Here is a 12663-nt window from a genome sequence, read left to right on the forward strand (position 1 = left end):
GACCAGGCGAGAGCGGCGCGATGGCCGCTCTTTCGGACCAATTGCAATCTCAAAGGTGGATCGGCTTGAAGAAGGTGGCGAGCGCTGCTTCCTTGACCGCTTCCGACATGGTCGGATGCGCGTGGCAGGTGCGGGCGAGATCTTCCGACGAGCCGCCGAATTCCATCAGCACCGTCGCCTCGTGGATCATCTCGCCGGCGCCGAAGCCCAGAATATGCACGCCGAGCACGCGATCGGTTGCCTTGTCGGCCAGGATCTTCACGAAACCGTCGGTGTGCAGCATGGCGCGCGCGCGGCCGTTGGCCGTGAACGGGAACTTGCCGACCTTGTAGTCGACGCCCGCCTTCTTCAGCTCCTCTTCGGTCTTGCCGACGGAGGCTACCTCGGGGCTGGTATAGACCACACTCGGAATGACGTCGTAGTTCACATGGCCGGCCTGGCCGGCAATGGTCTCGGCCACGGCGACGCCCTCGTCCTCTGCCTTGTGCGCCAGCATCGGACCGGCCACCACGTCGCCGATCGCGTAGATGCCCGGCACATTGGTGCGCAGATGCGCGTCCGTCTTGACGCGACCGCGCTCGTCCACGTCGACGCCGGCCTCCTTGAGACCGAGCGCGTCGGTGTAGGGCCGGCGGCCGGTGGCGATCAGCACCGCGTCGGCTTCGATGGTTTCGGCAGCGCCGCCCTTGACCGGTTCGAAGGTCACGGTCGCGCCCTTCTTGGCCTTGGTGACGGCCGTCACCTTGGCACCGAGCTTGAAGTCGAGACCTTGCTTGGCCAGCATGCGCTGGAACTGCTTGCACACTTCGCCATCCATGCCGCCGAGAATGGTGTCGAGATATTCGACGACCGTGACCTTGGCGCCAAGGCGTGCCCAGACCGAACCAAGCTCCAGCCCGATGACACCGCCGCCAACCACGATGAGGTGGCCCGGCACCTTCTCCAGCGACAGGGCGCCGGTGGAGGAGACAATGACCTTCTCGTCGATGTCGACCTTCACGCCGGGGATGCCGGCAACGTCCGAACCGGTGGCGATGACGATGTTCTTCGCCTCGATCTCCTGCACCTTGCCGTCTTCGCCGGTGACGGAGACCTTGCCGGCCGACACCACCTTGCCGGTGCCGCGGAAGGCATCGATCTTGTTCTTCTTGAACAGGAAAGCGACGCCGTTGACGTTGGCGGCGACGGTCGCGTCCTTGTGCGCCAGCATCTTCTTCAGATTGAGCTTCGGCGTGCCCACCTCGACGCCGAGCGTGTCGAAGGAGTGCTGTGCTTCGGCCAGCATTTCGGAAGCATGCAGCAGCGCCTTGGACGGGATGCAGCCGATGTTGAGGCAGGTGCCGCCAAAGGTCTCGCGCTTTTCGATCACAGCCGTCTTCAGGCCAAGCTGCGCGGCCTTGATGGCGCACACATAGCCGCCGGGGCCGGATCCGATAACGACGACGTCATAAGCCATGATCTTGTCCTTCCTGCCTGGCGGTCAACGGCCGCCGCTTACGTTCACAATGGAGCCCGTCGTATATGATGCCGCGTCCGACAAAAGCCAGAGCACGGCGTGGGCGACTTCTTCGGCCTTGCCCTCGCGTTTCATCGGCACGGTATCGCGGATGGCAGCGACCCGTCCCGGCTGACCGCCGGAGGCATGGATTTCGGTGTCGATGATGCCCGGGCGCACGGCATTGACGCGCACACCTTCGTTGGCGACTTCGCGGGCAAGCCCGATGGTGAAGGTATCGATGGCACCCTTGGACGCGGCGTAATCGACATATTCGCCGGGCGAGCCGAGCGTTGCCGCGGCCGAGGAGAGGTTGACGATCGAGCCGCCACTGCCGCCGCGCAGCGTCGACATGCGCCTGACGGCCTCGCGGGCGCAGAGAATCGAGCCGACGACGTTGATGCGCATCATGCGCTCCAGCCGTTCGATGCTCATTTCGTCGACGCGCGCCTTGCGGTCGACCACGCCGGCATTGTTGACGAAGGCATCGAGCCCGCCGAAGGTCCTGTCCACGGCTGAAAACATCGCCACCACATCGGCTTCGTTGCCGACATCACCCTTGACGGCAAAAGCCTCGCCACCACCGGCCTGGATTTCAGCCACCAGCGCGGCGGCGGCTGCCTCGTTCGAGGCATAGTTGATTGCCACGCGATAGCCAGCCTTGGCCGCAAGCCGGCACACGGCCGCGCCGATGCCGCGACTGCCGCCGGTGACAAGCAGTGTCTTTGCGGCAGCGGTCATTCCTGGCATCCCTTCAACGCAAAGACATCCCAGGGCTGCTTGGGCAGCTTGTCCTTGATGGCGGAGCGGCTGAGCTGTCCGGCGAGATCCGGGAAGATCAGTTTTCCGGGCGCGTCCTTATGCTCATTGGGCAGAAGATCGACCGCGCCGGCGCCATCCGTCGTGTAGATCACGCCTTCCCAGACGGTACAGGCCGCGAGCTCCTCGCCGGTGACATCGCCTTCCGGGCACTGATGCATGAGGGTACCATGCGGGCGCGCGGCATCGCTGCTCCACAGCACCACACCGTCGAGGACGAGATCGTTGCCCAGCAGCATCTTGAAGCTGTTGGTGGTGGTGGCCGAGCCCATGGTCGGACGGAAGTCGATCTCCGCCACCTGCTCGCGTTCGCCATAGACGGCAAGCTCGATCGGACAAGCCGCCAAAGCTGGCGAAACGCCGAACAAAGCCAGAGCAATTCCAGGAAAAATGCGTAGCGGTTTTCCGTCGGGAATTGCGTTTCCGCGTTTCCGTGAGAAACGGAAACGCTCCAGGGAAGAGATCATGGCAGGCAGTCGCATGGTGTGCTCAGCTTGCCTGCTGCGTTGCCAGGCGTATGCCCAACCCGATGAAGATCATGCCGGTGATACGATTGAACCAGCGGCCCCAGGCGACGAAGCGTTCGCGCACCGAGGCGACCGTGAAGAAGGTCGAGACACCAACGAACCAGAGGATCAGGGTCGCCGCCATCAGCAGGCCGTAGATGGCCTGGACCGGGGCCGGCGTGTCATGGCTGACCAGCGCGGTGAACAGCGACAGGAAGAACAGAACCGGCTTGGGGTTCAGCGCATTGGTGGCGAAGCCGAGCAGGAACAGGCGCAATGTCGAAGGTGGTGCGGCGGCCGCGGTTTGCGATTCCGTCTTTTCGTCCGGCATCTCGAAGGCGTCGGCACGCAGTGACTTCCAGCCGAGATAGAGCAGATAGGCAGCACCCGCCCATTTCAGCAGGCCGAACAGGAACAGCGACTGCGCGACGATGATGCCGATGCCGAGGATGGTGTAGCCGATGTGGAACAGCAGCGAGGCGCCGATGCCGAAACTGGTGACGATGGCCGCACGGCGGCCATGCACCAGGCTCTGGCGCACCACGAGCAGGAAATCGGCGCCAGGCGAGACCACCAGCACCGAAAAGACCGCCATCAGGCCGAGAAACTCATAGACATAGTGCATCGATCGGAGCCCTTGTTGTGGCCGGTCTAGGCCATCAGCCTGACCACCATCAGCGCCAGGCCGAGGATGGAGACGAACCAGACCAGTGTGCGCAGCACCGGAACGCCGGCCGCGTAGAGGAATACATACACGATGCGCGCAACAAACCAGAGCCATGCACCGGTCGCGCCGAGGTCGCCGGTCTTGCCGGTGACCGTCAGCGCCAGGGCCAGGCCGATGAAGGCCGGATAGGTTTCCAGAAAGTTGCCGAGCGCACGCTTCAGCCGACCGGGTAGAACATTTCCCGGTTCCTTCGGCTGATCGCGCGGGCCAAGCAGATATCTCAGGCCGAGATCACTCGACAGGTCGAGCGACAGGGCCTGAACCAGAATATGAACCAGGAGGAAAACAACGCTCCAGCCGAACACCCAGATTTCGGTCGACGCTGCTGCGGCTTCCATCATTCCTCCTGTTCTTCGTGTCCTATGAGGCGATCAGTCGGACCAGCATCATCACCAGACCGACAATGGAGGCGGTCCAGACGATGGTGCGCACCACCGGCACCCCGGCCGCATAGAAAACGACATAAAGCACGCGGGCAACGATCCACAACACCGCACCGGTCGCGGCAATGCCGCCGGTCTTGCCGGTAAGTGCAAGCGCCAGAACCAGAGCGATGAAGGCCGGGTAGGTTTCAAGCAGGTTGTGCAGGGCACGCAGCAGGCGTCCGGCCAGCACACTTTTCGAAACACGGGCCTCGTCGCGCGCGCTGAACAGATATTTCGGGCCGAGATCTCCGATGGTCGAGGCCTGGGCGACGACCTGAATGATCAGGAGCGCCGCGCTCCAGCCAAGAACCTGGACTTCCGTCGATGCCGCAACAGCTTCCATATTTCTTGTCCCCTTTTGTCGAGAGGCGCATCGCGCCCCGCTACGTTCAGTTACAAGCGAAAGTCGTTTGCCGGCCGGTCATTTCGACCGGCCACGACGAAAATCTTCCTCGGACGGCAATGGAGAACGCCCTTACAGGTCCAGAACGAGGCGTTCCGGATCTTCCAGGCTTTCCTTGACGCGGACCAGGAAGGTCACGGCTTCCTTGCCGTCGACGATGCGGTGATCGTAGGAGAGCGCCAGATACATCATCGGGCGGATGACGATCTGCCCGCCGACCACCATCGGCCGTTCCTGGATCTTGTGCATGCCGAGAATGCCCGACTGCGGCGCATTCAGGATCGGCGTCGACATCAGCGATCCGTAAACGCCGCCGTTGGAGATCGTGAAGGTGCCGCCCTGCATGTCGGCGACCGAGAGCTTGCCGTCACGCGCGGCAATGCCAAGGCGGCCGATTTCCTTCTCGATCTCGGCGATCGACATGGCGTCCGCGTCACGCACCACCGGCACCACGAGGCCCTTGTCGGTGCCGACGGCCACGCCGATGTGGGCATAGTTCTTGTAGATGATGTCGGTACCGTCGATCTCGGCGTTGACGGCCGGGATTTCCTTCAACGCATGGGTCACGGCCTTGGTGAAGAAGCCCATGAAGCCGAGCTTCACGCCATGCTTCTTCTCGAAGATGTCCTTGTACCTGGCGCGCAGGTCCATCACCGCCTTCATGTCCACCTCGTTGAAGGTGGTGAGCATGGCGGCGGTCGACTGCGCATCCTTGAGGCGGCGTGCGATGGTCTGGCGCAGCTTGGTCATGCGCACGCGTTCCTCGCGCACCGCATCGCCTTCGGTCGACGGGGCGCGCGGCGCCGCAGGGACCTTTGGCGTTTCAACGGGCTGGGACGGCGCGCCCTTGGAGATGGCGTCGAGCACATCACCCTTCAGCACCTGACCGCGCTTGCCGGAACCCGAAACCTGGTCGACCGCGATGTTGCTCTCGGCGAGCAGCTTGGCGGCGCTCGGCGCCGGCGGCATGGTGCGCGCTTCGATCGGGCCTTCGCCGGCAACCTGGTTGCTCTGGGCGGCGGCTTCCTTGACGGTCGAGGCAGCGGTTGGCGCCGAAGCCTGGGCAACCGCCTCCGGCTTGGTGGCTGGCGCGCCCGCGCCGGCACCGATCGTGCCGAGCAGAGCGCCGACGCCGACCGTCTCGCCTTCCTTCACGGTGATTTCCACCAGCGTACCGGCAGCAGGTGCAGGCACTTCCACCGTCACCTTGTCGGTTTCCAGCTCAACCAGCGGCTCGTCGGCGGCAATGGCGTCGCCAACCTTCTTGAACCACTTGCCGATGGTTGCTTCGGTGACCGACTCGCCGAGCGTCGGGACTTTGATTTCGGTAGCCATGTGCCTGTCCGTTGTTTTCGGTTGGGTTCGGTATGCCCGGCTTAACCGCCGAGCGCGTCTTCGAGAAGGGCGGCCAACTGCGCCAGATGCTTGGACATCAGGCCGGTAGCAGGCGAAGCGGCTGCCGGACGGCCGGTGTAGCGCACGCGCTGATGCTTGGCGTCGATATGGGCGAGCACCCATTCCAGATACGGGTCGATGAATGACCAGGCACCCATGTTCTTGGGCTCTTCCTGGCACCACACCATTTCCGCGTTGCGGAAGCGCGACAGCTCGGTGATCAGCGCCTTGGCCGGGAACGGATAGAGCTGCTCGACACGCAACAGGTAGATGTCGTCGATGCCACGCTTCTCGCGTTCCTCGTAGAGGTCGTAATAGACCTTGCCGGTGCACAGCACGACGCGACGGATCTTCGAATCCTTGACCAGCTTGATCGCCTGGTTCGGCAACAGCTGGGCATCATCCCACAGGAGGCGGTGGAACGAGCTCTCGCCCGACAGCTCGGCGATGGTCGACACCGCGCGCTTGTGGCGCAGCAGCGACTTCGGCGTCATCAGGATCAGCGGCTTGCGGAAGTCGCGCTTCAGCTGCCGGCGCAGGATGTGGAAGTAGTTGGCCGGCGTCGTACAGTTGGCGACTTGCATGTTGTCTTCGGCGCAGAGCTGCAGGAAGCGCTCGAGGCGAGCCGACGAGTGTTCCGGACCCTGACCCTCATAGCCGTGCGGCAGCAGGCAGACGAGGCCTGACATGCGCAGCCATTTGCGCTCGCCCGACGAGATGAACTGGTCGAACACCACCTGCGCCCCATTTGCGAAGTCGCCGAACTGGGCTTCCCACAAGGTCAACGCCTTCGGATCGGCCAGCGAGTAGCCATACTCGAAGCCGAGTACGGCCTCTTCCGAGAGCATCGAATTGATGACCTCGTAGCCCGCCTGTGCCGGCGAAAGGTTGTTGAGCGGGATGTAGCGGGTCTCGTCGCGCTGGTCGTAGAGCACGGAGTGGCGCTGCGAGAAGGTGCCGCGTTCCGAATCCTGGCCGGACAGACGGATCGGATTGCCGTCGAGCAGGATGGCGCCGAAGGCGAGCGCCTCGGCGGTCGACCAGTCGATGCCCTCGCCGGTTTCGATGGCCTGGCGGCGGTTGTCGAGGAAGCGCGCGATGGTCTTGTGCGCTTCGAAATCCTTCGGCACCTCGGTCAGCTTCTTGCCGATTTCCTTCAGTGTCTTGACCGGCACGGCGGTCTTGCCACGGCGCAGCTCGTCCTGCTGGTCGGCCGAGCGCAGTCCGGACCAGGCGCCGTCGAGCCAGTCGGCCTTGTTCGGCTTGTAGGCCTGGCCGACTTCCCACTCGCTTTCCAGATGCGCGCGCCAGTCCGCCTTCATCTTGTCGAAATCGGCCTGGGCAAGGTGGCCTTCGGCGATGAGGCGATCAGCATAGAGCTGCACGGCGGTCTTCTGCGTGCGGATCTTGCGGTACATGATCGGCTGGGTGAAGGCCGGCTCGTCGCCCTCATTGTGGCCGAAGCGGCGATAGCAGAACATGTCCACAACCACCGGCTTGTGGAACTTCATGCGGAATTCGGTCGCCACCTTGGCGGCGAACACCACGGCTTCCGGATCGTCGCCGTTGACGTGGAAAATCGGCGCCTCGATCATCTTGGCCACATCCGACGGATAGGGCGAAGAGCGCGAGAAGCGTGGATTCGTGGTGAAGCCGATCTGGTTGTTGATGATGAAGTGCAGCGTGCCGGCGACGCGATGGCCGCGCAGGCCGGAGAGGCCGAGGATTTCGGCGATCACGCCCTGGCCGGCGAAGGCGGCGTCACCATGCAGCAGCAGCGGCATGACCTTGGCCCGTTCGGCCAAGGGCACGATCTCGCCGCGCTCGCGGCCGACGAGTTGGTCCTGCTTGGCGCGGGCCTTGCCCATCACCACCGGATCGACGATTTCCAGATGCGACGGATTGGCGGTCAGCGACAGGTGCACCTTGTTGCCGTCGAACTCGCGGTCCGAGGAGGCGCCGAGGTGATACTTCACGTCGCCCGAACCCTCGACATCGTCGGGGGCATAGGAGCCGCCCTTGAATTCGTGGAAGATGGCGCGATGCGGCTTCGCCATCACCTGCGAAAGCACGTTGAGGCGGCCGCGATGGGCCATGCCGAGCACGACCTCCTTGAGGCCGAGCTGGCCGCCGCGCTTGAGGATCTGCTCCAGCGCCGGGATCAGCGATTCGCCACCATCAAGGCCGAAGCGCTTTGTGCCCTTGTACCTGACGTCGAGGAACTGCTCGAAGCCTTCGGCCTCGATCAGCTTCTGCAGGATCGCCTTCTTGCCTTCGGCGGTGAAGGAGATCTCCTTGTCGGCGCCTTCGATGCGGGCCTGGATCCAGGCCTTTTCCTCGGGGTCCGAGATATGCATGAACTCGACACCCAGCGTCGAGCAGTAGGTGCGCGTCAGGATCTCCAGCATCTGCCGGATAGTGCCGAACTCGAGGCCCAGCACGTTGTCGAGGAAGATCGGCCGGTCGTAGTCGGCCTCGGTGAAGCCGTAGTTGGCCGGCGACAGCTCGTTATAGTCCTCGAGCGGATTGGCAATGCCGAGCGGGTCGAGATTGGCGTGCAGGTGGCCGCGCATGCGGAAGGCGCGGATCATCATGATGGCGCGCACGGAATCGCGCGTCTGCTGATGGACATCGGCCTCGGAGACGGCGACGCCATTGCTGGCGGCCTTTTCCTTGACCTTCTTCTCGATGGTCTTTTCGACCAGGCCCCAATTGCCGTCGAGCGCGGAAACCAGCTCGCCATTGGCGACCAGCGGCCAGGAAGGACGCGCCCAGGATGCGCCCTTGGCGTTCTTCTTCACATCGGCAGCGTCATCCTTCAGCGCGGCGAAGAAATCCTGCCATTCCGGATCGACCGACGCCGGATTGTCCTCATAGGCGGCATAAAGCGCATCGATGTAGTCGGCGTTGCCGCCATAGAGGAACGAAGTGAGGGAAAATTGGTCGTTGGCCTGATCTTGTCGTGCCATCTTTGTCTCGGAGCGCTCGCTCCGTCTCCTTTGTGAAGGGGAGTAAGGCAACAAGGCAGTAGGGGAATGTTCCGGTCCCGATGCCTTACTGCCCCAATCCCTTATTCCCTTAACCCTTGATCGCTTCGACCAGCGTCGTGCCGAGGCGCGCCGGCGACGGCGACACGCGAATGCCCGCCGATTCCATCGCTGCGATCTTGTCTTCCGCGCCGCCCTTGCCGCCCGAGATCACCGCGCCGGCGTGACCCATGGTGCGGCCGGCCGGAGCCGTGCGGCCGGCAATGAAACCGGCCATCGGCTTCTTGCGGCCACGCTTGGCTTCGTCCTTGAGGAACTGCGCGGCGTCTTCTTCGGCAGAACCGCCGATCTCGCCGATCATGATGATCGATTTGGTTTCGTCGTCGGCCAGGAACATCTCCAGCACGTCGATGAACTCCGTGCCCTTGACGGGATCGCCGCCGATGCCGACTGCAGTGGTCTGGCCGAGGCCGACATTGGAGGTCTGGAACACAGCTTCATAGGTAAGCGTTCCCGAGCGCGAAACAACGCCCACCGAGCCTTTCTTGAAGATGTTGCCGGGCATGATGCCGATCTTGCACTGTTCCGGCGTCAGCACGCCGGGGCAGTTGGGGCCAAGCAGGCGCGACTTGGAGTTTTCCAGCCGGGCCTTGACCCGCACCATGTCCAGCACCGGGATGCCCTCGGTGATGCAGACGATGAAAGGAACCTCGGCGTCGATCGCCTCGATGATCGCCTCGGCGGCGCCTGCCGGCGGCACATAGACGACGGAGGCGGTAGCACCGGTCCTCTCCTTGCCTTCGGCCACCGACGAGAAGATCGGCAGGGTCTCGCCCTTGGCGCCGGTCCAGGTCTCGCCGCCCTTCTTCGGGTGGATGCCGCCGACCATCTGCGTGCCGTAATAGGCCAGCGCCTGTTCGGTGTGGAAGGTGCCGGTCTTGCCGGTCAGGCCCTGAACCAGGATTTTGGTGTTCTTGTCGACGAGAATGGACATGCCCAACCTTTTTACGAGAGGGTGATTGAGGAAGGTGAGACGCGCCGGTAGACGCCGCTCACCATGTCTTGCCAGACGTCGCTGCCGGCCGCCTTGAACTCGAGGCGCATGCGGTAGCTGTCGGCGGTATCGAAATTGTAGGTCACGCGCGCGGCACCGCGCGGCGAGGTCTTCACCAGCGCCAGCTCGTTGCCGATCCAGGCGCCGGAAGCCGGCGCCGCCGGCACGAAACCCATGGTGTCGAACTGATGCATGGTGCAGGCACCGTTCGGCAGGTCGAAACCAAAGACGTTGTGCGAAGCGAAGGACGCCTTGCCGTCGCGGCTCTGCCGATAGCGCTGCACCACGAACAGGCCGTCGAACTCGGGTTCGGCCACGATCTCGGCGGTGGCCTTGCCGGCCGGTGCCCATTGCGTGGCTGAGATCTCCTCCTCGCCATGCCACGCGCCAACCAGCGCCTGCAGGCGCTGGTGGTCGGGTGACAGAGCGGGTGAAGATGCCGTGCTCATGGTCGAAGCCGTTTCAGCCAGAAACCGTTCAGCCCTTGACCGCCGCCACGATCTTCTTGGCAGCGTCGTCGAGATCGTCGGCCGGCGTGACGTTCAAGCCGCTTTCGCGGATGATCTTCTTGCCAAGCTCGACATTGGTGCCTTCGAGGCGCACGACCAGCGGCACTTTCAGGCCGACTTCCTTGACGGCCGCGACAACGCCCTCGGCGATGACATCGCATTTCATGATGCCGCCGAAGATGTTGACGAGGATGCCCTCGACCGCGGGATCTTTGGTGATGATCTTGAAGGCGGCCGTCACCTTCTCCTTCGAAGCGCCGCCGCCGACGTCGAGGAAGTTGGCGGGTTCGGCGCCGTAGAGCTTGATGATGTCCATGGTCGCCATGGCAAGGCCGGCGCCATTGACCATGCAGCCGATGTTGCCGTCGAGCGCGACATAGGCGAGGTCGTATTTCGACGCCTCGATTTCCTTCTCGTCCTCTTCGGTCTCGTCGCGCAGTTCCATCATGTCGGCATGGCGGAACAGCGCGTTGTTGTCGAACGACACCTTGGCGTCGAGCACGCGCAGGCGGCCGTTCTTCATGACGATGAGCGGGTTCACCTCGAGCAGGCTCATGTCCTTCTCGGTGAAAGCCTTGTAGAGCAGCGGGAACAGCGTTTCGCCGTCCTTGGCTGCATCGCCCGAAAGCTTCAGTGCGGCATTCAGCCCGGCGACGTCGTCGCCGGTCACGCCCTTGGCAGGATCGATCGCCAGCGTGACGATCTTTTCCGGCGTGTCGTGCGCGACGGTCTCGATGTCCATGCCGCCTTCCGTCGAAACGACGAAGGCAACGCGGCCGACCGAGCGGTCGACCAGGATCGACAGATAGAGCTCACGGTCGATGTCGGCGCCGTCCTCGATGTAGAGGCGGTTGACCTGCTTGCCTGCAGGGCCGGTCTGCTTGGTCACCAGCGTGTGGCCGAGCATCTCGTTGACGTTGGCGACCACCTCGGCGATCGACTTGGCCAGCCGCACGCCGCCCTTGGCATCGGCGGACAGTTCCTTGAACTTGCCCTTGCCGCGGCCGCCGGCGTGAATCTGGCTCTTAACGACATAGAGTGGTCCGGGCAGCCGCTTGGCGGCGGCTTCCGCGTCACCAGCCTGGAACACCGGCACGCCTTCCGCGACCGGAGCGCCGAAACCCTTGAGAACCTGCTTTGCCTGATATTCGTGGATGTTCATCTGGAGCGGTCCCCGTTTACTTTTGACCGAGCTGCGGCGCGATCGCCACACAGGCCTCGCAAAGGCCCTTCACGGCTTCGACCGACTTCTCGAACATCTTTTCCTCGGTCTTGTTGAAGTCGAGCTCGATGATGCGCTCGACGCCACCGGCACCGATCACCACCGGCACGCCGACATAGGTATCCTTGAGGCCGTACTGGCCGTTGAGGTGCGCGGCGCAAGGCAGGACGCGCTTCTTGTCCTTCAGGTAGCTCTCGGCCATGGCGATCGCCGAGGCGGCCGGGGCGTAGTAAGCCGAGCCGGTCTTGAGCAGGCCGACGATCTCGCCGCCACCCTTGCGGGTGCGCTCAACGATGGCGTCAAGCTTCTCCTGGCTGGTCCAGCCCATCTTGACGAGGTCCGGCAACGGAATGCCGGCGACGGTGGAGTAGCGGGTCATCGGCACCATGTCGTCGCCGTGGCCGCCAAGCGTCATGGCGCTGACGTCCTCGACCGAAACCTTGAATTCCTCGGCCAGGAAATAGCGGAAGCGGGCGGAGTCGAGCACGCCGGCCATGCCGACGACATGGCTCTTCGGCAGGCCGGAGAACTTCTGCAGCGCCCAGACCATCGCATCGAGCGGGTTGGTGATGCAGATGACGAAAGCGTTCGGGGCATATTTCTTGATGCCGGCACCGACCTGTTCCATCACCTTGAGGTTGATGCCGAGCAGGTCGTCGCGGCTCATGCCGGGCTTGCGCGGCACGCCGGCGGTGACGATGCACACATCCGCACCCTCGATGCCGGCATAATCGTTGACACCTACATAACGCGTGTCGAAGCCGTCCACCGGCGAGGATTCCGCGATATCCAGTCCCTTGCCCTGAGGAATGCCTTCCGCGATGTCGAACAGCACGACGTCGCCGAGTTCCTTCAGGCCGATCATGTGAGCGAGCGTGCCGCCAATCATGCCGGAGCCGATGAGCGCTATCTTGTTGCGTGCCATGTGAGGATCAATTCCCTTGTCAAAAGACGGCGCCATTGCGGCGTCGGAGGAGAGGCCGGTAGGATCGGGAAACCCGCGAGATTTCGCCGCACCCAATAGTCCCGTTGTGGAAAAAATTCAAACGATTATTTTGAGGCTAAATATTTCAATCGGTTAGATTACTTTGGATTTACGTAAACGTCAAAATTCGAACGTG

At 63.3% G+C, this 12663-nt stretch carries 12 protein-coding genes; all 12 read right to left on the reverse strand.

Features of this window, described 5'->3' with window-relative positions:
• Positions 1 to 49: 49 nt before the first annotated feature.
• Positions 50 to 1456, reverse strand: a complete 1407-nt coding sequence (gene lpdA, locus ACFWYE_RS11350) for a dihydrolipoyl dehydrogenase (RefSeq protein WP_379111468.1) — start codon at positions 1454 to 1456, stop codon at positions 50 to 52.
• 24 nt (positions 1457 to 1480) lie between these two features.
• Positions 1481 to 2236, reverse strand: a complete 756-nt coding sequence (locus ACFWYE_RS11355) for an SDR family oxidoreductase (protein ID WP_379111470.1) — start codon at positions 2234 to 2236, stop codon at positions 1481 to 1483.
• A complete protein-coding gene (locus tag ACFWYE_RS11360; RefSeq protein ID WP_379111472.1) occupies positions 2233 to 2796 on the reverse strand; it encodes a hypothetical protein in 564 nt (187 codons plus the stop codon). Before ACFWYE_RS11360 ends, ACFWYE_RS11355 begins: the two co-directional genes overlap by 4 nt.
• Before the next feature lie 7 nt (positions 2797 to 2803).
• The gene (locus tag ACFWYE_RS11365) at positions 2804 to 3445 is read right to left on the reverse strand and encodes a LysE family translocator (RefSeq protein ID WP_379065249.1); all 642 of its coding nucleotides are present in this window, start codon (positions 3443 to 3445) and stop codon (positions 2804 to 2806) included.
• A gap of 26 nt (positions 3446 to 3471) precedes the next feature.
• A complete protein-coding gene (locus ACFWYE_RS11370; protein ID WP_379111474.1) occupies positions 3472 to 3885 on the reverse strand; it encodes an MAPEG family protein in 414 nt (137 codons plus the stop codon).
• Positions 3886 to 3907: 22 nt separating this feature from the next.
• Positions 3908 to 4315 carry an MAPEG family protein gene (locus tag ACFWYE_RS11375; RefSeq protein WP_379111475.1) on the reverse strand — a complete coding sequence of 136 codons (408 nt, stop codon included), beginning with the start codon at positions 4313 to 4315 and terminating at the stop codon, positions 3908 to 3910.
• A gap of 132 nt (positions 4316 to 4447) precedes the next feature.
• Positions 4448 to 5710, reverse strand: coding sequence for a 2-oxoglutarate dehydrogenase complex dihydrolipoyllysine-residue succinyltransferase (odhB, locus tag ACFWYE_RS11380; protein ID WP_379111477.1), 1263 nt, complete (start codon positions 5708 to 5710; stop codon positions 4448 to 4450).
• Between the two features lie 41 nt (positions 5711 to 5751).
• Entirely contained in the window at positions 5752 to 8739 is a 2988-nt protein-coding gene (locus ACFWYE_RS11385) for a 2-oxoglutarate dehydrogenase E1 component (RefSeq protein ID WP_379065255.1), read from the reverse strand.
• A 109-nt stretch (positions 8740 to 8848) separates the two neighbouring features.
• Entirely contained in the window at positions 8849 to 9751 is a 903-nt protein-coding gene (sucD, locus tag ACFWYE_RS11390) for a succinate--CoA ligase subunit alpha (RefSeq protein ID WP_129412443.1), read from the reverse strand.
• A gap of 11 nt (positions 9752 to 9762) precedes the next feature.
• A complete protein-coding gene (locus ACFWYE_RS11395; protein ID WP_379065257.1) occupies positions 9763 to 10260 on the reverse strand; it encodes a DUF1579 family protein in 498 nt (165 codons plus the stop codon).
• Between the two features lie 28 nt (positions 10261 to 10288).
• Entirely contained in the window at positions 10289 to 11482 is a 1194-nt protein-coding gene (gene sucC, locus ACFWYE_RS11400) for an ADP-forming succinate--CoA ligase subunit beta (protein WP_379111479.1), read from the reverse strand.
• A 16-nt stretch (positions 11483 to 11498) separates the two neighbouring features.
• On the reverse strand, positions 11499 to 12467 hold the full coding sequence (gene mdh / locus ACFWYE_RS11405; RefSeq protein ID WP_379065261.1) for a malate dehydrogenase: 969 nt from the start codon (positions 12465 to 12467) through the stop codon (positions 11499 to 11501).
• Positions 12468 to 12663: the final 196 nt, after the last annotated feature.

Source organism: Mesorhizobium sp. NPDC059025 (assembly GCF_042739655.1).
In the GTDB taxonomy this organism is placed as follows: Bacteria; Pseudomonadota; Alphaproteobacteria; order Rhizobiales; family Rhizobiaceae; genus Mesorhizobium.